The sequence below is a fragment of the Paraburkholderia sp. BL18I3N2 genome, assembly GCF_003001875.1.
In the GTDB taxonomy this organism is placed as follows: domain Bacteria; phylum Pseudomonadota; class Gammaproteobacteria; order Burkholderiales; family Burkholderiaceae; genus Paraburkholderia; species Paraburkholderia phytofirmans.
The window spans coordinates 45,714-66,237 of sequence record NZ_PVNC01000005.1 but is presented as its reverse complement, the minus strand read 5'-3'; the positions used below and the strand labels follow the sequence as shown (position 1 = coordinate 66,237).

Annotated in this window: 19 protein-coding genes; 11 read left to right on the top strand and 8 right to left on the bottom strand. The window is 63.0% G+C overall.

Going from position 1 to position 20,524, the window contains the following annotated elements; translation table 11 throughout:
- Positions 1 to 69 precede the first annotated feature (69 nt).
- Positions 70 to 858 (bottom strand): ABC transporter substrate-binding protein, encoded by a 789-nt coding sequence (locus B0G75_RS15830; protein ID WP_106307062.1) that lies wholly within the window; start codon positions 856 to 858, stop codon positions 70 to 72.
- A 240-nt stretch (positions 859 to 1,098) separates the two neighbouring features.
- Between B0G75_RS15830 and B0G75_RS15825 the strand changes: the two genes are divergently transcribed.
- On the top strand, positions 1,099 to 2,067 hold the full coding sequence (locus B0G75_RS15825) for an ornithine cyclodeaminase family protein (protein WP_106307059.1): 969 nt from the start codon (positions 1,099 to 1,101) through the stop codon (positions 2,065 to 2,067).
- 120 nt (positions 2,068 to 2,187) lie between these two features.
- Entirely contained in the window at positions 2,188 to 2,832 is a 645-nt protein-coding gene (locus tag B0G75_RS15820; RefSeq protein ID WP_106307056.1) for a PAS domain-containing protein, read from the top strand.
- 116 nt (positions 2,833 to 2,948) lie between these two features.
- On the opposite strand, the gene B0G75_RS15815 is transcribed toward B0G75_RS15820, so the two are convergent.
- On the bottom strand, positions 2,949 to 3,188 hold the full coding sequence (locus tag B0G75_RS15815; RefSeq protein WP_106307052.1) for a hypothetical protein: 240 nt from the start codon (positions 3,186 to 3,188) through the stop codon (positions 2,949 to 2,951).
- 78 nt (positions 3,189 to 3,266) lie between these two features.
- On the opposite strand from B0G75_RS15815, the gene B0G75_RS15810 reads away from it, so the two are divergent.
- From B0G75_RS15810 to B0G75_RS15785, 6 genes are all read left to right on the top strand, one after another.
- A complete protein-coding gene (locus tag B0G75_RS15810) occupies positions 3,267 to 5,585 on the top strand; it encodes a sigma-54-dependent Fis family transcriptional regulator (protein ID WP_106307049.1) in 2,319 nt (772 codons plus the stop codon).
- Complete coding sequence (locus B0G75_RS15805) at positions 5,575 to 6,801, top strand: DUF917 domain-containing protein (protein ID WP_106307046.1); 1,227 nt, start codon at positions 5,575 to 5,577, stop codon at positions 6,799 to 6,801. The genes B0G75_RS15810 and B0G75_RS15805 overlap by 11 nt, the downstream gene beginning before the upstream one ends.
- Before the next feature lie 8 nt (positions 6,802 to 6,809).
- Positions 6,810 to 7,535, top strand: coding sequence for an aspartate/glutamate racemase family protein (locus tag B0G75_RS15800; protein ID WP_106307998.1), 726 nt, complete (start codon positions 6,810 to 6,812; stop codon positions 7,533 to 7,535).
- Positions 7,536 to 8,534: 999 nt separating this feature from the next.
- Positions 8,535 to 8,723, top strand: a complete 189-nt coding sequence (locus B0G75_RS15795; protein ID WP_012433079.1) for a hypothetical protein — start codon at positions 8,535 to 8,537, stop codon at positions 8,721 to 8,723.
- Between the two features lie 454 nt (positions 8,724 to 9,177).
- Entirely contained in the window at positions 9,178 to 11,439 is a 2,262-nt protein-coding gene (gene katG, locus B0G75_RS15790; protein WP_106307043.1) for a catalase/peroxidase HPI, read from the top strand.
- A 245-nt stretch (positions 11,440 to 11,684) separates the two neighbouring features.
- A complete protein-coding gene (locus B0G75_RS15785) occupies positions 11,685 to 12,377 on the top strand; it encodes an NnrU family protein (RefSeq protein WP_106307041.1) in 693 nt (230 codons plus the stop codon).
- A 24-nt stretch (positions 12,378 to 12,401) separates the two neighbouring features.
- Here B0G75_RS15785 and B0G75_RS41355 read toward each other — a convergent pair whose 3' ends face one another.
- A complete protein-coding gene (locus B0G75_RS41355; protein WP_106307994.1) occupies positions 12,402 to 12,725 on the bottom strand; it encodes a hypothetical protein in 324 nt (107 codons plus the stop codon).
- Positions 12,726 to 12,934: 209 nt separating this feature from the next.
- On the opposite strand from B0G75_RS41355, the gene B0G75_RS15775 reads away from it, so the two are divergent.
- A complete protein-coding gene (locus tag B0G75_RS15775) occupies positions 12,935 to 13,174 on the top strand; it encodes a hypothetical protein (RefSeq protein ID WP_106307038.1) in 240 nt (79 codons plus the stop codon).
- A 241-nt stretch (positions 13,175 to 13,415) separates the two neighbouring features.
- Positions 13,416 to 13,844: an NUDIX hydrolase gene (locus B0G75_RS15770; protein ID WP_258194498.1), complete on the top strand. Its 429-nt coding sequence runs from the start codon at positions 13,416 to 13,418 to the stop codon at positions 13,842 to 13,844.
- 27 nt (positions 13,845 to 13,871) lie between these two features.
- Here B0G75_RS15770 and B0G75_RS15765 read toward each other — a convergent pair whose 3' ends face one another.
- The 4 genes from B0G75_RS15765 to B0G75_RS15750 form a co-directional block, all read right to left on the bottom strand.
- Positions 13,872 to 14,315 (bottom strand): hypothetical protein, encoded by a 444-nt coding sequence (locus B0G75_RS15765; RefSeq protein ID WP_106307032.1) that lies wholly within the window; start codon positions 14,313 to 14,315, stop codon positions 13,872 to 13,874.
- Positions 14,316 to 14,649: 334 nt separating this feature from the next.
- Positions 14,650 to 16,134: a CHASE2 domain-containing protein gene (locus B0G75_RS15760; RefSeq protein WP_258194496.1), complete on the bottom strand. Its 1,485-nt coding sequence runs from the start codon at positions 16,132 to 16,134 to the stop codon at positions 14,650 to 14,652.
- A 37-nt stretch (positions 16,135 to 16,171) separates the two neighbouring features.
- Positions 16,172 to 16,786 (bottom strand): OmpA family protein, encoded by a 615-nt coding sequence (locus tag B0G75_RS15755; protein WP_258194495.1) that lies wholly within the window; start codon positions 16,784 to 16,786, stop codon positions 16,172 to 16,174.
- Positions 16,783 to 17,334, bottom strand: a complete 552-nt coding sequence (locus B0G75_RS15750; protein ID WP_258194494.1) for a FecR family protein — start codon at positions 17,332 to 17,334, stop codon at positions 16,783 to 16,785. The genes B0G75_RS15755 and B0G75_RS15750 overlap by 4 nt, the downstream gene beginning before the upstream one ends.
- Positions 17,335 to 17,571: 237 nt before the next feature.
- Between B0G75_RS15750 and B0G75_RS15745 the strand changes: the two genes are divergently transcribed.
- A complete protein-coding gene (locus B0G75_RS15745) occupies positions 17,572 to 19,029 on the top strand; it encodes an NCS1 family nucleobase:cation symporter-1 (protein ID WP_106307026.1) in 1,458 nt (485 codons plus the stop codon).
- Between the two features lie 114 nt (positions 19,030 to 19,143).
- On the opposite strand, the gene B0G75_RS15740 is transcribed toward B0G75_RS15745, so the two are convergent.
- Positions 19,144 to 20,514, bottom strand: a complete 1,371-nt coding sequence (locus B0G75_RS15740; RefSeq protein WP_106307023.1) for an MFS transporter — start codon at positions 20,512 to 20,514, stop codon at positions 19,144 to 19,146.
- Positions 20,515 to 20,524: the final 10 nt, after the last annotated feature.

Here is a 20,524-nt window from a genome sequence, read left to right as displayed (position 1 = left end):
CGGAAGCATGCATGCGACAGCACGCACACAGGTCCGGTGCGAATCCGCTCGCACCGGTTCGACAACGCCTTATTTGGCGATGATGTCGCGTTTGAAGTACTTTTGCGAAAGCGCACTGAGCGCGCCGTCTTTCTTCAGCGCGTCGAGCGCGGCATCGATTTTCCCGGCCAGCGCGCGGTCGCCCTTGCGCAAGCCGAAACCGGTGCCTTCACCGAGCGTCGCCGGATCGCTGAGCGGCTGGCCGGCAATCGCATAGTCGTGACCCGCGGGCTTGTTCAGGAAACCGTCCTGAACAGTCTGCGCTTCCTGAACGGCGGCATCGAGGCGGCCGGCCACGAGGTCGGCGTACACCTGATCCTGGTCGGCATAAGAGACGATCGATACGCCGGCATTCGCCCAATGGCGCTTCAGAAAATCTTCCTGCGACGACGCCTGCAGCACGCCCACGCGTTTGCCCTGCAGACTCTTCACGTCAGGCAGCAATCCCGAACCGCGCTTCGCGACCATCACGATCGGCACGACATAAATGGGCCGCGTGAAAGCGATCGTCTGCTTGCGCTTTTCGGTGATGTTCATGGCCGAATTGATCGCGTCGAACTTGCGGGCCTGCAAGGCGGGAATCAGCCCGTCGAATGCATTCTCCACCCACTCGCATTTGACGCCCATCTTCGCGCAGACGGCGTTGCCGACGTCGACGTCGAAGCCCTCCAGTTGCCCGGTCGGCGACTTGCTTTCGAACGGCGGATACGCGGCTTCGATGCCGAAACGCAAGGTGTTTTGAGTCTCCGCGCTGGCGGTGCCGACCGAACCGAGCAACGCAGCAGCGACGAAAATGGAAAGTGAAAGCTTCTGAAGCATGGTGGCTCCCTGTGTGGTGAGGGCATCGCGAATTGAAGGCACGGACGACGGCTGACTGCAAAGCTTCGAGACGGCGCTGATGGCACCGGAGCGACCCGGCCTCACGCTTTCTCTGGATCAACAGTCTATTCTGGACTCCGGTAAAAGCAAGCAATTTTCAAAATAACAGTCCAGACTGGACATTTTGACTTTAGAATTGCTTCCACGCCGCAGGCCGGCAACGTTGTGGAGAGCAGTCCAATGAGCAAGACAGACAAAGCCGTTCCGTTGATCGTCGATGAGGAAACCGTTCGCCAAGCCCTGCCTCATCTCGACGTGCGCGAGGCGTTGACGCAGATGTTTCGCGCGCTTGGCAACGACGCCGCCGTGCAGCCGCCTCAAACGCTCACGCTATTTCCAGGCGGCGCGGGGGACTTCATTACCTATCTCGGCGTGATGGCGAGCGCCAGGGTATTCGGCGCGAAACTGTCGCCGTATATCGTCACGCCGAGCAGGCCGGTCATTACCGCGTGGACCGCGCTGATGTCGATGGAAACCGGACAGCCATTGATGTGGTGCGATGCCGGCCTGCTTACGGTCGAACGCACGGCCGGCGCAACGGCGCTAGCCGTCGAGCACCTCGCCGCGACCGATGCGCGAAGGCTCGCGATCATCGGCTCGGGCGCGGTGGGCCAGGCGCATCTCCGGCACCTGGCGTCAGTCCGCCCTTGGCGTTCGATTCAGGTGTTTTCGCCCGACCTCAAGGACAACGCGGCGAAGCGCGCCACGCTCGCGGCCCTCGACGAGCGCACCGCCGTTTGCACCGCGCTTGAAGATTGCGTGCGCGATGCCGATGTGGTGGCCTTGTGTACCTCATCGGGCACGCCGGTGCTGCTCGAAGGCATGCTCGGCAAGCCGGCGCTCATCACGTCGATCAGCACCAACGCTGCGAACGCCCACGAAATTCCGCCTTCATGGATTCCCGCCATGGACGTCTACTGCGATTACCGGCAGACCACGCCGGCCAGCGCGGGGGAAATGAGATTGGCCGCGGAGCGACACGGCTGGTCCGCGGAAAACGTGGTGGCCGATTTGCCGGAACTGGTGTCGGGCGTCGCGCAAAAGCCGTCCTATCAGAAGCACGCGTTTTTCCGCTCAATCGGACTGGGACTCGAAGACGTGGCCATCGCGTTCGAACTCTTCAGGCACCTGACGCAGCGGGATGCATGACAGTGCGCGCGGCTGGATCGAGGTCCCGCCCATGGCAAAATGGCGGATAACACACGGACCTGCAGCACCATGACGCAACACGCTGCGGACTTTCCGAAAACCGGAACTTCATCCCTCCCTATGCGAAAGACCAAGACCACGGCCGCCCGCCGGCTGCTTCTGGATCGATACAGCCGTGTCGCCGACGGCATCGCGCTGTTGTTTTTCCCGTACGTCGAAATCGTCATTCATGACTTGCAAAGCCAGACCGTTGCTTACATAGCCAACAACCTGTCCAAGCGCGAGCTCGGCGACGAGTCGGCGCTGGAAGAAATGGATCATACGGCCGAGTCCGGCACCGTCGGCCCTTATGAAAAAATCAACTGGGACGGCAGGCGGATGCGCTGCGTCAGCACGGTCCTGTTCGACGACGCCGAGACCGCCATCGGCGTGATGTGCGTGAACTACAACATCGCGGTATTCGAGGACGTGAAGCACGTGATCGACCGCGTCATTTCCGGCGCCGGCGTGGTGAAGCAACCCGAGGAACTGTTCAAGGACGACTGGCAGGAGCGCATCAACACGTTCCTTCACAGCTGGCTGCAGGAGCGTCAGCTGGCGCTGAACTCCCTGACTCGCGACCATCGCCGCGAACTGGTCGAAGCGTTGTGGGCCGAGGGCGCGTTCAAAGGGAAAAGCGCCGCGAATTACGTGGCGAACGTACTCGGAATGGGGCGCGCCACCGTCTATCAACACATCAGGGATCTGCGAGGCGCGGCGGCCTGACCCGCAGGCCCACTTTTATTCAAGAAACATGACTGGGACGCCGTTATCCGGGTAACGCAACATCAACCGCCAGGCGCGTTTTTGCCGTCGCACAGATACCCATTCGTGCCTTGCCCTTACACGCCATCTACCCCGCCTGCCGCCGAACCGGCGGCAGCGCCGCAAGCTTTCATCAGCCTCCCGCCGGACAGCGCTGCACGGCTCGCAACACATTGCGGCGAAATCCGCAAATGCGCGGTTGCGACGATTAATTTGGAAAAGGGCAAGATCGGCAACAAGCCGTCATACTCTGTCTCTTCTTGCGGCGGACGGTCACAGCAACGCATCCGGAAGACTTCACCGGAAACGCGATCCATGCATGACCGTCCGCTCCGTCCTTTCGACGGCAATTTCCGCGTGGCGCCACGCGCGGTTCAAGTGGAGCGTGCTTTGCAATGAGTTACCCCCCTGTCGTTCCGTTTGCCCACGACAAGGCTGATTCGGGCGCCTTCGTGGGCGGCGCCCCGGCGTTTCGCCAACTGGTCCGGATGATCGATCGGGTCGCCCCGACTGATCATCCTTTGCTCATCTTCGGCCCGACGGGTTCGGGCAAGGAACTGGTCGCGCGGCGGGTGCATGCGCACAGCCAGCGCCAGGATCAACCGTTCGTCGACGTCAACTGCGGCGCGATTCCCGAGAATCTCGTCGAAGCCGAACTGTTCGGGCATGTGAAAGGCGCGTTCACCGGTGCGGCCGAAAACCGCCAGGGACTTTTTCAGCAGGTCGGCAAGGGTACGCTGCTGCTCGATGAAATCGGCGAACTGCCGCTCGCGTTGCAACCGAAACTGTTACGCGTGCTTGAAACGCGGACCTTCCGTCCGATCGGCTCATCCAACAGTCTGCATTTCGCGGGGCGCGTCGTCGCCGCGACCCATCGCGACCTGCGCGAACTCGCGCGTGAAGGGCTATTCCGCGAGGACCTGTTCTACCGCCTCGCGGTGTTCGTGCTCGCCGTCCCCGGACTCGAGCAGCGCATCGAGGACATCCCGGCGCTCGTCACCCACTTCGCGGCGCAACACGCGCGCCGCCTCGAGTTCTCGCCGGCCGCCATCCGGCGGCTTTGCCAGCACTCGTGGCCGGGCCATATCCGGCAATTGCGCAATCTGATCAGCCAGTTGAGCGTGCTCGCCGAAAACACGCTGATCGATGTCGACTCGCTCGAGCCGTTTCTCGCCAACGAAACCAGCGGGCCGGTGTCGCGCGCGAGTCTCGCCGACATGCTGTTGCAGCTCGAAGGCCGCGACAAGCTCGCCGCCGCCGAAGACCTGCTGATCGACCGCGCGCTCGAGCGCACCAGCGGCAACAAGAGCGCGGCCGCCACCATGCTCGGCGTGGGGCGCAAGACCATCGAGCGGCGCCTGAAGTCGCGCGAGGAACATCACCGGGAAGCGCGCAAGTGCCTCGAACACGCGAGCGCGCTGATCGAGGAGTCGAAGTTCGCGGAAGCGATTCCACTGTTGCGCCGCTGCCTCGACCTGCTTCAGACGCCTCACGAACAGGAGGCCGTGCGCCGTTTGCAGTTCGACGCCTACCGGCTGCTCGGCATGAGCTTGCGCAGCGTGCACGGCTGGCTTTATGCGGAGGCCACCGCCTGCTACGCCGCCGCGCTGACGATCGGCGAAGGCGTCTGCGAGCCCGCCGAAATCGCCGCGATCCAGTTCGGCATCTGGACCACGCAGCTGACGACGCTCCAACTCAAGCAGGCGCGCGGCACCGCGCAGAACATGCTGGAGCGCGCACAGAACGGCGGCGACCGGGTCTCGCTCGACGAAGCCCACGTCGCGATGACCAACACCCTCTTCTGGCTCGGCGACAGCGAGGAAGCGCTGGCCTGTCTCGCGCGCGGCAACCTGCTCGGCGTGGGGCGCAACGACACCCGTACGGGCTCGCAGGGAATCGATCTCGCCAGCCTCGCGTTGACTTTCGAGGGGCTGGCCGCGTATCAGATCGGCGCATTCGGCCAGGCGCGGCGCGCCATGGAGATGTTGATCCTGCGCGCATCCGAACCGGGCACGCATGCGCTCGCTCATGCCGTCAACCTGCAGGGCGCCGCGTGGCTCGCCTGCCTGTTCGACGACGTGGACCGGCTCGGCCATCTCGCGAGCGAACTCGAATCGGTGTCGATCGCGAACGGCTTCGCGTTCTATCGCGGCGTCGGCCAGGTGCTGCGCGCCTGCCACCTCAGCGCGCTCGGCCATTCCGACGAAGCCGAAACCGTGATGCTCGACGGCTACGACAACCATGTCGTGTGCAATGGCGGTGCGCTGTTTTATTCGTTCAAGACATGGCAGCACGGCGAACTGCTGCTGCGCGCCGGCCGCGCGAAGCTCTGCGAGGCGATTCTCGCCACCGCGATCGACGAGACCCTCGCCCGCCAGGAGCGCGTCTATCTGGGCGAACTGCTGGTGACCCGGGCGCGCGCGCAGTGGGCGCTCGGTGACGTGAACGCCGCCGAACTCGGTCTGCGCACCGCGCTGTCCACCGCGCTCGCGTTCGGTTCGGTGCCGGCGCGTGTGGACGCCGCGCGCTATCTCGCCGATCTGCTGCGCTCCACCGGCCGCAGCGCCGAAGCCATCGACACACTCGAGCGCGGCCTGCGCTCGCTGACCACGGATCCGACGACTCGCGTCACCAGCGCCGCGAATCTGCTTGCCGAACTTCAGCTGGATGCGTCTTTCAACCTCGACAGTAAAGGAATCGCAAATGGCATATGAATTACGCCGGGAAGATCTGGAACCGCTGCTATTGGGAGCAGCGTTCTTCGGTAGCGGCGGCGGCGGCACGATCGAATCCGCGCGGCATCTCGCCGAGCATTTCGTGACCGGCGACTATTACCCCACCGACACGGTCAAGGTCGTGTCGGTCGACGAGGCCACCGAAGGCGCGGCCGTCATGGTCGCCTACCTCGGCGCGCCTGAAGCGATCAACTCCGCGACGTATCCGCTCGGCCCCGTGACGGCCGTGCAGAACGTCCAGGCCCGGCTCGCGTCGCAATCGACGAAGCTCGCCTACGTGATGCCGCCGGAAAGCGGCGCGCTGGGCTTCACGGTGGCGGCGCTGGTGGCGGCGAAGCTCGGCCTCGCGGTGATCGACGCCGACGGCGCCGGCCGCGCCGTGCCCTCGCTGCCGATGCTCACCTTCGCGGCCGCCGAGATCGATCCGCGCCCGGCGTTTCTCGTGAGCCAGGGAGGCCTGTGCGTCGAACTCGACGTGACGCCGCGCAACAGCAATCAGGGCGGCCCGACCCATCAACGCGACGTGTCGGCGATCGTCGAGCAGATGATGCGTCCGGTCGTCGCCGATCCCGAGTTCGGCCAGTTCGGCGGCCTCGCGATGTGGGTGATGAAGCCGGCCGAGATCCGCCGCGCCACACCGATTCATGGCACCTTGACGCGCGCGCTGGAACTCGGGCGCGCGTTGCAAGCCGGCCGGATCGGCAGCGCGCAGCAGATGATCGGCTATCTCGCCGAGCATTGCGGACTCGCCGCGCGCGCCATCTCGGAGCCCGGCGAACTCGTTTCGGCCGAGGTCGATACGAGCGGCGGCTTCGACGTCGGCAAGGTGCATATTCAGGCCGGCGCGCGGACCTATACAGTGCTGTATCAGAACGAGTCGCTGCTCGCGTGGGACAGCGCCAATCCGCAGCCGATCGTGTTGTCGCCGGACAGCGTCGCGTATTTCGTCGGCGGCGAAGGTCAGGCGATCTTCAGCAACGGCGATTTGCTCCAGGACGACGGTTCGTTGAACCCGGTGATCGGCAAGCGCCCCGTGACGCTGATCGCCTGGCGTGCCGAAGCCGAGTTGCGCAAGCCCGGCCTGATTCTCGACAGCTTCATGCAGCTGCTGAACACGCTCGGCTATCTCGGGCCGTATGTGCCGCTTGAAACGCTCCATTCGCTGCAGTCCGCACGTAAGGGAGACGCATCTTGACTGCGCCTTTGAACTCCCCTATCCGCATCTGCGTGCTCGTGCCCGTCGCCACGTCGGCCTACAACGACCGCATCATGAAGGCCATCGCGCCGGTCTTGCCATCGGACGTGCAGGTCGAGATCCGCAATATCGCCACGGGGCATCCCGATATCGAGAACCGCACGAACTGGCTGCAGAACGGCATGCCGGTGGTCGAACTCGCGCAGGCGATCGCCAACGACGGCTTCGACGGCATCTGGTTGACCGACTTCGACATGTGCGGCGTCGAGGCCGCGCGCGAAGTGATCGATATTCCGATCATCGGCGGCTTTCCCGCTGCGGCCTTCACCGCGCTCGCGCTCAGCCAGCGCTTCTCGATCATCACGATCCTGCAAAGCACGCTGGCGATGCAGCGCGGTCATCCGCAGACCTACGGCATCCAGGACAACTTCGCGTCGATCCGCGCGATCGATTGCCCGGTCTCGCAGCTCGACAACGTCGACGTGGTGGTCGTTCGCACCTTCGAGGCGGCATTGAAGGCGATCAAGGACGACGGCGCGCAGGCCATTCTGCTCGGCTGCACAGGTTTCGTGGACGTCGCGAGCCGCGTGTCCACGCTGCTCACCGAGGCGCTCGGCGCTTATGTGCCGGTGATCGATCCGAATCAGGCCGGCTTCAGCTTCCTCGTCTCGCTCGTGCGGATGAAGGTACGTCCCAGCCGGCTGACTTATAGCAAGGTCAGTCTGCAGTCGTAGGGCGCTTCTCACGTCGTGCTGGTCCGGCGCGGCAAGCATACCGCGCCGGATCCCTCCGCTCTCCCGGTGCCACACCTCCCCCGCCTCCTCATCGCTTTCGTCCCCATGTGGACGAAAGCGCCCCCTCGTCATGCTCAATACGGTCAATTGGACGAAATCGTCCAATCTTGAGGCAAGGCATGGACGAGACTGACCAATCGCCAGTCCAAAAGTCGCCTGCATGCCCACCTGACTACGGTTTAAAGGCTTGGCACGGTCATTGCTTAAATATTGAGACGAAATGTCGCCTGAATAAGCAAGCTGGACAGGCGGCTTCCGGAACATGTAGCAAATCCGTCCGACAAGCCGGGGGAACCTGAGAGACCAACAAGATCACGCGCTGCAAAGCGTTCGACACACCCACGTCCGGCGACGTGCTGACTACTGCTGAATCGCCGACGTAGCCGAACCCTGGCCCCGGTGTATTTACCGAGGCCGTTCGGTTAGTGATCCGAACCATGATTGACGCGCGGATCGAGTCCAACGACGCGGTGTCGTTGGCAACAGACCGAGAGAGGGCTGTGCTGTTGTTGTAGCTGTGACTGTCGTGTGTCGACGCATCGCGACCGAATGCTTCCATAGAGAAGATCGTCGCGATGCCTCACGGCGAAATGGCGGACTCCGTCTGGCTATGTACCAGGCGAGCTGTCACGGGGTGCGGCCGTCGTTGCCTTCCCTTGCGGGACAAGCAGCGGCGGCTTGCTTTTTTTATCAGGCTGCGTCACGCGCGGCGCATTCACCGATCCTTCGCGGGGCATTCGAATCCTCGGCCGGCGGCATTGCACGGCCGGCCATCCCGACAGATTTTTTTCTGGATCGTCAGACCAGCGGCCTCTTGCATTGCATGACCACGCAGATCCACTGCGTGAACGGAATCTGCTTTTTGCAACCCTACGCGGCGTCAGATCGTTAGCGACGCCGTGAGCGGACCACACTAGCCATTCACGGGGATTCAAATCAATGCACCACCACATTTTCGAAAGCGAACTCGTTCATCTGGAACGGGTGATCGCCTGCGCGTCGCGTGAACCGTTCCCGCCCACCTACTGGCGCGATCGCGTCGAACATCTGAAAAACTGTCCGCACGCGCCGCTGTTCAGCTATCGCATTGCCCGCCTGACCCGTCTTGTCGCCGAACTGAACGGATAAGCGCCGCCTTCCGCCGCCTTTGATACCTGGTGGACTTTTCGGTCAACCGCCCAGCTCTGTTTTCTCCTCTACCGCGACGCCACCCTCTTCGGCCGCCCCAGCAATGGGGCCAGTCAGCACACGCTATGGCAGCGAAAGCACGCGGCATTTCATAGGCGTGTACTATCGGCGGCATTGCCTTAATCTCATTCTATTGATGGTGAGTCTCACCTATATTTTGAGTTGCAGCAGCAGGCCCGACGACGCGAACTCTCCTCGCCAAAAGCATGCCACGACATGCGTATCGGATGGAAAGCATGTGCGTCATGTAATCGCAGCGGTACACCCAGTACACTCACAAGAGCCCACTAGGTAATGTTCCGGCTGCCCTCGGCGCGGGATCGTGCAATGCGCCATAGAAGACAGACGCCGCAACAGAACGAATAGTGGGTACGTCCTCACAAGGAGATAGCGCATGTCAAGCGAAGCAAAGTGCCCGTTCAACCATGCCGCCGGCGGCGGCACGACGAACCGCGACTGGTGGCCCAAGCAACTGCGGCTGGATCTGCTGAGCCAGCACTCCAGCAAGTCGGACCCGCTGGACGGCAGCTTCAACTACGCCGAGGCTTTCAAAACCCTCGATCTGGCCGCGGTAAAGAAGGATCTCGCCGCGCTGATGACCGATTCGCAGGACTGGTGGCCGGCCGACTTCGGCCACTACGGTCCGCTCTTCATCCGCATGGCCTGGCACAGTGCCGGCACGTACCGCATCGGCGATGGCCGCGGCGGCGCCGGGCGCGGCCAGCAGCGTTTCGCACCGCTCAACAGCTGGCCCGATAACGTCAGCCTCGACAAGGCGCGCCGCCTGCTCTGGCCGATCAAGCAAAAGTACGGCCAGAAGATTTCCTGGGCCGACCTGCTGATCCTGAGCGGCAACGTCGCGCTCGAAACCATGGGCTTCAAGACCTTCGGCTTCGCCGGTGGCCGCCCCGACACGTGGGAGCCGGATCAGGACGTCTACTGGGGCAACGAAAAGACCTGGCTGGGCGGCGACGTCCGCTATGGCAAGGGCGCCGCGGGCAATGAAGACGACGGCGGCGTAATCGTCGCCGACGTGGAAAAGCACGGCGAAGAGGTCAGCCGCGACGACAACGGACGCGTCCTGGAAAATCCGCTGGGCGCCGTGCAGATGGGCCTGATCTACGTCAACCCGGAAGGCCCGGACGGCAACCCGGACCCGCTTGCCGCCGCGCACGACATCCGCGAAACCTTCGGTCGCATGGCCATGAACGACGAGGAAACCGTCGCGTTGATCGCCGGCGGCCACACCTTCGGCAAGACGCACGGCGCCGGTCCGGCCGATAACGTCGGTCCCGAACCCGAGAGCGCGGAGCTCGAGCAGCAGGGGCTAGGCTGGAAGAACAGCTACGGCTCCGGCAAGGGCGCCGACACCATCACGAGCGGCCTTGAAGTCACCTGGACCACCACGCCGACGAAGTGGAGCAACAACTTCTTCGAGAACCTGTTCAAGTACGAATGGGAACTGACCAAGAGCCCGGCCGGCGCCAACCAATGGGTCGCCAAGGGTGCCGACGAGACGATCCCGCACGCTCACGATCCCTCGAAGAAGCAGCGCCCGACAATGCTCACCACCGACCTCTCGCTGCGCCTCGATCCGGCCTACGAGAAGATTTCGCGGCGCTTCCTGGAAAATCCCGACCAGCTCGCCGATGCCTTCGCGCGCGCATGGTTCAAGCTGACGCACCGCGACATGGGACCGCGCGCCCGCTATCTCGGACCGGAAGTGCCCGCCGAGGAACTGATCTGGCAAGACCCGATTCCGGCAGTCGACCACCCGCTGGTCGACGAACAGGACATCGCCTCGCTCAAGCAGAAGATCCTGGCGTCGGGACTGTCCGTGTCGCAACTGGTGTCGACGGCCTGGGCGTCGGCGTCCACCTTCCGCGGCTCGGACAAGCGCGGCGGCGCCAACGGTGCGCGCATTCGTCTCGCTCCGCAGAAAGACTGGGCCGTCAACCAGCCCGAGCAGTTGTCGAAGGTGCTGAAGACGCTCGAAGGCATCCAGAGCGAGTTCAACGGCGTGCAGTCCGGCGGCAAGAAGGTGTCGCTCGCCGACCTGATCGTGTTGGCCGGTAGTGCCGGCATCGAGCAAGCCGCAAAGAGCGCCGGGCATCAGGTGACGGTGCCGTTTGCACCGGGACGCATGGACGCCTCGCAGGACCAGACCGATGTGGAATCCGTCGGCGCGCTCGAACCCGTTGCCGATGGTTTCCGCAATTATCTGAAGAGCAACATCAAGGTCTCGCCTGAGGCATTGCTGATCGACAAGGCGCAATTGCTGACGCTGACAGCGCCTGAAATGACGGTGCTGATCGGCGGGCTGCGCGCGCTGAACGTCGGGACCGGGCAGAATCCGCAAGGCGCCTTTACCGACAAGCCGGAAACGCTGACCAACGACTTCTTCCGCAATCTGCTCGACATGGGTACGGAATGGAAACCGACCTCGCCGGCCCGTAACGTCTTCGAGGGGCGCGACGCCAAAACCGGTGCGGTGAAGTGGACCGGCAGCCGCGTCGATCTGGTGTTCGGTTCGCATGCCCAGTTGCGCGCGCTCTCCGAGGTCTATGCAAGCGAGGACGGCAAGGAGAAATTCGTCCGCGACTTCGTCGCCGCGTGGGTCAAGGTGATGAACCTCGACCGCTTCGACCTCGCCTGAACGGGCGCCGCGCTTGCGTCAGGGTTGCAGCCCTGACGCAACGCTACCCAATCGGGTGAAGATAGATTGCCAGGTTACGGTGCGAGCTCCGTTGTATCGGAGCCGCACCGTTTGTTTTTGTGCGGCAGGATGGTGGAGTGTGCGAGAGTGGCGGACGGGCAAAACCTTGCTTCAAGGTCGAGAGCCCATGCAGCGCGCCGTCGACAATGACGGCGCTACGGTCAACGACCTGAGGAGCCCGATCAATGGGAAGCACCAGCGCAGTTGCGGCAGCGGCAATCGCCTTTCTGGGCAGTCACTTTCTCCTCTCCCATCCGCTGCGCAGACCGCTGGTCGGCGCAATCGGCGAAGCGGCATTCCTGGGTGTGTATTCGCTGATCGCGTTCGTGACGCTCGGCTGGCTGATCGTGGCTTACGCAAAGGCGCCGCTCTCCGCACCGCTATGGCCGGTAGGAGACGTGCTCTGGGCGATTGCGACCGTGCTGATGCTGATTGCGTCGGTCCTGCTGATGGGTTCCCTGATCCGTAATCCGGCGCTGCCTACAGGCGGCCGGCCTGGTGCGTTTCCCGACACCGCGCGCGGCGTGTTCGCGGTAACGCGCCACCCGATGATGTGGTCGATCGCGCTGTGGGGGCTGTGTCACATCGCCGTGTTTCCGGTGGCCAAGAACGTCGTCCTCGCAGCGGCCATGGTGATTCTCGCGCTCGTCGGCGCCGCGCTGCAGGACCGGAAGAAGCAGCGGCTTCAACCGGACCTGTGGCCCGCATGGGAATCGCAGACCAGCTACCTGCCGTTCGCCGCGATCGCCGCCGGCCGCGCGCAGCTGGGCGGCTTCGGCATGCACGCGCTGTTGGGCGGCCTGGTCGTCTGGCTCGCGGCGACCTGGGCACATATCCCGCTCACCGGCTGGGCCGCGGGCATCTGGCGTTGGCTGTAGACGCAGTCTCGTCAGTGCCGTCGCTTAAGCCGCGCTTCGTGCCATGGCATGTCGACTCGATGTGAACGAGTCTCTGCTCGTCGACGTGAAATCGGCCGCCTGAAGTGGCACCGTATCTAAACCGCAGATCGAACGCTTCTCGCTGGCTCGAGCCAGGATGCGCGTCAGATGCGAATAGAAATGCTGCAGTTGCTTCGCGTCCGAAGCGCGCGGTTCGAGATCGAACGCATCTTCGAGCGCGCGGCGCGATACATGGAAACGTTGAAGTCCGTGGACGATGCGAATCTGAAAGACGACGCCGTCGCTATTGTGCGGCACCGCTGCCCAAATGAGCGAATGGCTACTCATGGAGCCCCCGTAGATCATGTTGGATCGATAATTCGTCAATTCATATTCGCATATCTTGCTGAGCGGCGAATCTTTTCAAAATTGTGACGCTCACGATTCGACATTTTTACCACGGTCGACATATTGCGGTGCAGCAAAATACCTGTAGACTAAAGAAGGGGCAACTGCAATTGTGCACTCACGGCCGCAATATGACGGGAGAATGCGCCATGACGACTTCTCAGTCTTCACACACTCCAACCGTCCCCGTATTGCATGTCTTCGAGCAAGCCGGAGGCTGGCATTGGGGCATCACGGTTCCGCGCGCGAAGGGAAGCGGATTCAAACTGATCGCCTTCAGCGAAACAACCTTCGCGGTTGAAGACGCCGCTCGCAAGGACGGAAGCGAGGCGTTGGAAAGCCTCGCGGATACCGCCGCACGCAACCGGATCACTACCGACGTCGCGTGAATTCAATCGCCCTCGATCGTCGGCGCCAAGCTGCACACGAGGGTCTCCGCTGCACCGGCGCCACACTATTGTCACACTTTAAAACGACGATCGATGGTTGCACCGTCCATGGCCCGGACGGGCGGCATGGCGCGGAGATTTTGCCGCCATCCCGACGATAGTGACCGCTGTGCGGCCCGCCGCGCCCGAACCGGGCATGCGGCGTGCTCGGCATAACGCGGCAAAAAACATGAGAGACACCGTGAAGCAACGAGCAACTGTTGTCTGCCAGCTTGGCAGGCGAATCCTCCTGGTCAGCCGGGAAGGCACCCGCTGGTCGCTACCCGGCGGCAAGCCCGAGGCAGGGGAAGATCTGCGTGAGACCGCGCTGCGCGAATTGATGGAGGAAACGCGCCTTCATGCGATGGACATGCGGTACCTGTTCGGCTTCACCGGCATCCACACCTGCCACCACGTATTTGTCGCGACGCTTGCCGATGGCGACGAACCGATGCCCAGCAACGAAATTACGCGTTGTACCTGGGCGAGGGTGACGGAGGTGGGCACGCTGCCGGTCAGCACTTCAACGAAGGGGATCGTTGAAGTGCTGACCATGGCGTCCAACGGCGCATCGAGACTGCCCAGCGGCTGCCACCCGGCAGTGGATCTCGGAAGCCACGTCGCTCGCTGATCGAACCACCCCGGTGCTCGTCGAAACCTACGACTTCGCAGGACGGCCAGTCTTGACCTGCTCGACGGCGGACACCGCTGCCAGAAGACGCTTCAGCGCCGCGGATTCGAGCAGAAGCAATCCAGCACGCAGGATTTCGCCCTTCTTCACGGACACGCCGGCAGCCAGGCATTTCTGTTTCAGCGCAGCAATTTTGTCGTAATCCGATTTCGGCATCGTGAAGCTGTCGCGCACGACTTTCTCTTTCTTCGCGCGCTTGTCCTTGACCGCCACGGTTGCCTTGACAGGCACCGCCGCGTCGGCTGCAACCTTCTTAGCCTTCGACACTTTCTTTGCGCTTGCGCTCTTCTTCTTTACCGCGACGGTCGCGGCGGGTTCGGCCACGCCGCTCTCGGTTTCGGACGCGGCATCGGCACCCTTCGGGAAGTGAAAGGTCTTCTTCGTTGCTTTCTTGACGCTCGGTTCACTCATCAAAATCTCCCTGAAAAATAACGGTATAAACAGTATATACGGTTACTTTGCGGCGTGGGTGCCGGACGTGGCAGATCGGTGGACTACGCCTTGACGTAGTGCAGCAAAATGGAGTTCGATTCGTTGCATTGCAGCGTGGCGAGACGCGCTCGCCCCGCGCGCTCAACGAGAATTTCGCCACCATCGCGATAATTCGCGTGGTCACCCAGACGCCACGATTCGATGGAATAATGGCGTTTCGTGCTCGCCTGGATGACTCGTAGAATTGCAGCCGGATGTGCTGCAACCCGACATCATTCAGGGGGGCGCGCTTCACCTGCAATCAGAGTCTTCCTCAAGGTCCTGGCGCTTTGCCAGTGCGATCACCGCCTTCTTCACGCCGCTGCGCCGGCGCGTTTTCCCTCCTGCCTGGTTCGTCGGCATGAAGCAATGCGGGCGTAAGAAAGCAGCCCATGACGGCGGACAGGATAATGAAAATCGAGGCTGCATCGACCAGCAGCCCGAACCGGATAAAAATCAGAAAGCAGCACAGCACATTGAGCAGATGCAGCAATAAGCCCAGAACGGTCGAGCCCTTCGGCACGGTTCGCATGAACACCGCGAACCGCGACTGACGCTGCGGCACATACCAGATGATCAGCAGCCCGAACGTCATGATGAAGGCGCTTTCCGCCCATTTCAGCCAGATGGGCCGACGCAGAAAACGCTCCTCCACAATCGTCTCGATCACTTGCGCCTGAATTTCGATACCCGGCACCAGCTCCCCCAGCGCGGTCGTGCGCATGTCGGTCACGCCCGCGCCGGTCAGGCCGACCAGCACGAGCTTGTTGCGGATCCGGGCGGGATCGACGCTCCCCTGCAGGACGTCGCGTGCCGACACGTAGCGGCTCAGCGTCGAGCGAATGGACGCGAAATGCAACCAGATGTCACCGCCGGGCTGCGTGGGCACCTGCACGTCCGCGACGCCCACCGCCTGCACGCCCGATGTGTCGGCAAAGACGTCGATCGCCGATGATCCGGTGGCGAGGCGGAGCATTTCCATCGGCAGACTGGGAACAAGCTTCTCCCTCAAACCCATGATGAGCGGAATATGCCGAACCACGCCCTGTTCGAGCGCCACGCTCAGCATCGCCTGTCCGTGAGCCGCCGCCTGCAATTCCGGCAAACTGGCGAGCACATAGTCGAAGCGTTGCACCGAGTCGAGCGGGTCGGCGCCATGCACGAGGATCGGCGCACTGCGCATGTCGGTGCGGGCGCCGAGGCCGGCATGATCGAGCGGTGCGGCGCCCAGTATGGTGGGCGCCGCACGCAGCGAGCGCGCGAGAATGGCTTCGTGACTCGGCAGCGCCCGCAAGCCGGCGGCGAGCGTCGCCGCCGATTTCGGCAGAGCGGCGGCAATCTTGTCGGGCGAGGTCTGATCCGGCTCGGGCATGTAAATGTCGAGGCCGATGGCCAGCGGTTTCAGTGCGTCGATCGCGTCGACCAGAGCCGCGAGCCGGTCTCGCGGCCACGGCCATTGACCGACGTTCGCCAGCGTCTCCTCGTCGATCTCCACGATGGTCACGGGTTGCGCAGTCGGCACCCGCGGGTAGTGACGCTGATACTGGTTGAACAGAATTTGCCGGGCGGTTTTGAAGGAATCGGGCAGCGCGGCGTCGAGCGCGTCGACGAAAGCCGGGCGCGGAATGTCGCTCGGCCATTCGCTGGTCAGATTGAGCAGGCTCAGGCCGAACAGCAACGCCAGCGCCACCGGGCGCCCTTGGGCCCTCCTCAGCAGACGCCTGATCCGCGCAACCTGTGGGGCGAAATAGCGTTTCATCGACGGCAAGGCCATTCAGCACCCAGACTGGCGCGGGTCATTGGATGGTGATGACTGCGCGCCGGTTCATGCGATGGGCAATCCCATCCGCCGTAGGGACCAGTGGCTCGCGCTTGCCGCGGGCCGCGGTCTCGATCCGTTGAGCAGGAATACCTTGCTTGATGAGGAACGCGGCAACCGTTTGTGCCCGCTGCATGGAAAGTCTGTCATTGAATTCCTGCGAGCCTGCCAGATCGGTGTGACCGACCACCACGAGCTGAGGCGCGGGCCAGGTCGCGAGGACGGTTTTCAGTTTCTGCACCGTGGCGGCCGACGCCGGGGCCAATTCGGTGGCGGAGTCGAACAGAAAAAAGATCGTGAATGTCATGGGCCGCGGCGGCCGGGCCGCGAGCAACTCGCCATAACGTGCCTGCACGGTGGATTGGCTATCCACCGTTGGCTCGATGCTGCCGCCTTTGGTGACGTCGACGCCGGCGTAAGCCTTGTCGATGGTCTGCTCTGCGGTGGCGCTGTGGACCACGACCGCGCCGACCTTGCCGTCGGGATCCGGCAATAAAATAATTTTGTCCGGAGTACTACACGCGGCCAGCGAAGCCAGCATGACGAATGCCGCTGCCCATGCCAGCCCGTAACGTCGGATCGAGGCCTTCAACGTGCCCCCTCCCCTTTATCGCCGACTTCGATGATGAACTCGGTGCCGCGCACGCCGAGCGTGGTAGTCGGCGTACTGAAACGAACGGCATCCGGATTCGCCTTCGCCAGCTTGCCGGAGATCACGGCGAGAGAACCACGTTTGACGGAAGCGTCGAGCACGCCGCCATGGGTCGTGGTATTGAAGGCGAACTGATTGAGGTCGAGAATGGTATCGGCGCCGGCAGAGAGTTGGGTGGTGTCGCGCAGCGTGATGCCGACGGACGATTGCGGGCCGGTCACGATCCGATCCTTGCCATACACCTCGCTGCCGATAGCCGCGCCCGAACTTGCTCCGGACCGCTCGATCTGCACGGTGCCCTTGACCGTCTTGACGACACCGGCGGCATCGTCGGCAAATGCATCCGCGAGAGTCAGGCATCCGCAGGCGAGGAGCAACGCATAGTGAGCGGCTTGGAGACGCATCGGTGGCACCTGATGGCGTAAACGCTGCATTCCGCGCGACAGCGCGGCTCCCTGATGTCGGCGAGACTTCTCTGCGGCATCCATCAGACTAGCGCTGCGCCCCGGGTCACTCTGTGCGCTTCCGCGCATATCGCCCAGAGACGCTCCATTGGCAGCCGGTTCGCGCCGGCATGCCTCTCGCTTAAGGGTTAACCCATTCAGAACCGCGCATCAAACTGCATACAGTTCTTGCATACGAGCCTGCGTCAGACGCGGGGGTATTGCCGCCCGGGGACTTCCGGCGGCGTTTCCTCAGTTCCACGAACTCAAAGGAGATGAAAGATGGAAATCCGCGACCCTTCGCCCGGCCTTTACAACGAAGATCTTGCCCCTTCAAGGGTGCGCAACTGGGGTGCCTTCAGCATCTTCAACGTCTGGACCTCCGACGTGCACAGCCTCTGGGGCTACTACCTCGCCGCCAGCCTGTTCCTGTTGTGCGGCACGTTCACCAACTTCGTGCTGGCGATCGGAATCGGCTCGCTGGTGATCTTCGCGCTGATGAACCTGATCGGCTACGCCGGTGAGAAGACCGGCGTGCCTTATCCGGTGCTGGCGCGCGCGTCCTTCGGCGTGTGGGGCGCCAATCTTGCGGCGCTGGTGCGCGCCGTGGTGGCCTGCTTCTGGTACGGCGCGCAGACGGCGGCGGCCGCGGGTGCGCTGGTCGCGCTGCTCATCCGCAACGACAGCATGATGGCGTTCTACAAGGGCACGCACTTCCTCGGCCACTCAGGGTTGGAGGTGATCTGCTATGTGGTCATCTGGGCGCTGCAGTTGCTCATCATCCAGAAAGGCATGGAGACGGTGCGCAAGTTTCAGGACTGGGCCGGCCCGGCGGTGTGGGTCGCGATGCTGATTCTGGCGATCGGGCTGTGCGTGAAGGCCGGCGGCTTCTCGTTCTCGCACGGCATTCCGATGGACGTGCTGCTCGACAAAACCAAAGATGCCGGTGTCAGCGGCGAGCCGGGCTCGTTCTGGGCGCTGATGGCAGTGGGCGCGACCTGGATCACTTACTTCGCGGCGTTGTACCTGAACTTCTGTGACTTCTCGCGCTACGCCAAGAATCGCGATGCCGTGAAGAAAGGCAATCTGTGGGGCCTGCCGGTCAATCTGATCGCGTTCTCGCTGGTGGCCGGCATCACCACCATCGCCGCCTTCAAGGTGTACGGCGAGGTGCTGCTGCACCCCGAGCAGATCTCCGCCAAGTTCGACAGCTGGGTACTGGCGCTCATCGCGGCGCTGACCTTCGCGGTCGCCACGCTGGGCATCAACGTGGTCGCCAATTTCGTCTCGGCCGCGTTCGACATCTCCAACGTTTTCCCGAGGCAGATCAGCTTCAAGAAAGGCGGCTATATTGCCGCGACCATCGCGCTGGTGCTCTACCCGTTCGCGCCGTGGGAAGGCAACGCCGCACACTTCGTCAACGCCATCGGCGCGACGATGGGCCCTCTGCTGGGGATCATTCTGGTGGACTACTATCTGGTGGCCAAGGGCAACATCAACGTCGCAGCGCTCTATCAGGAGTACGGCGAGTACCGTTACGAAGGCGGCTGGAACGTCAACGCGTTGATCGCGGCAGCGATCGGCAGCGTGTTTTCGACCTTTCTACCGAACTTCACCACGCTGCTGCCGGTCTCGTGGAATACCTATGGCTGGTTTTTCGGCGTGCTGATAGGCGGCGGCACGTATCTGATCATGGCGACGCTGCGGCCGCGCGCAGCCGTCGCGCCGACCCGCGCTTAAGGGTTTTTGTGGGCTGGACGCGGTGCTTCGCGTTCAGCCCCAAGTGGATTGAACGCTAGCTTGCGCTACGGCGCGCAGGCGGACTGGTCGTCGCGATAGTCGCGCCTGATTTTTTCACGGGTTGATTTGCCCTGCTGCAATGTCTTCCAGCGATCTTCCGCGAGTCGGTACGCCCATGAGCAACACCGCCATCGCGCCGATCAGCAGGACCAGCGTCGTTGCACCGAACACGCCCGCAAAACCCAGCCGCGGGTAGACGTACCCGACGAGGATAGGCGCGGCGATCGCGCCCAGCCGGCCAATCGACGACGCGAGCCCGGTGCCCGTCGCGCGCACGTCGGTGGGAAACACTTCCGGGGTATAGGCATAAACGCCGGCATAGGTGCCGTTCATGAAGAACGAAAGCAGGATGCCCGACACCATGATGCCGGTATCCGTGCCCGTCAACGCAAGTCCGAGCGCGGAGATGCCGCCCAATATCATGTACGACGCAATCGTCGCCTGCCGGCCGATCTTCTCGTTGAGCCACGCGCCCGAAAAGTAGCCGGGAATCTGCGCAATGTAAATCACGAGCGAATATGAAAAACTTCGCGTGATCGTCATTCCGTTCTGAACCAGCAAGCCGGGAATCCACGTGAAAAACGCGTAATAGCTGAACGTGATGGACAGCCACATCAGCCACGTCATGGCCGTGATGCGCGCGAGCTTCGCGGCCCACAACGCCTTGACGTTCGCGATGATCGAAGCCCGTCCGGCCGCGAGAGGAACCGCTTCCTCGCGCGCGGCAGGCAACGGCTCCAGCTGCACGCCGGCTTTCAGCACTTCCGTTTCCATCCGCGACACGATCGCATCGGCTTCCGCGTGCCGGTCGCGCGCCTCGAGCCAGCGCGGCGACTCGGGCAACGCGCGGCGCCACCAGAGCAGCATCACGATGGGCAGTGCGGTGATGACCATGACCGCGCGCCATGCATTGGGTGCGAGCGGGATCACCAGATAACCGAGCAATGCGGCCGCCACGAAGCCAAACGAGAAGAATCCCGCGAGGCTGCCGGTAAAACTGCCGCGATACCGTCGCGCCACGAACTCCGAAAGAAACGGAGCGACGATGGCGCTCTCGGCTCCCGTCCCCAGGCCGGCGACAATACGCGTCGCCAGAAAAAAGCCCCAATCGTTCGCGAACGCGCTGGCAAGAGAGGCGACACAGTAAATCACGAGCGCATACATCATGACCTTGCGTCGGCCGATGATGTCGCCGAGCATGCCCGCGAGCATCGCGCCGACGAAATAGCCCATGAACGTACCGCTTCCCAGCACGCCCGTCTGCACGCTCGTCAGTCCCCATTGCGTGCGCAGCACCGGCAGCAGAAACGCGAGCACGGCGGCGTCCATCGCGTCGAAGGTGTAGCCGAGGCCGCCCATCAGCAGCAGACGGCGGTGAAAACCTGAAAACGGCAATCGCTCGATACGGGCGGCAATCATCGACATGGGCAGGCTC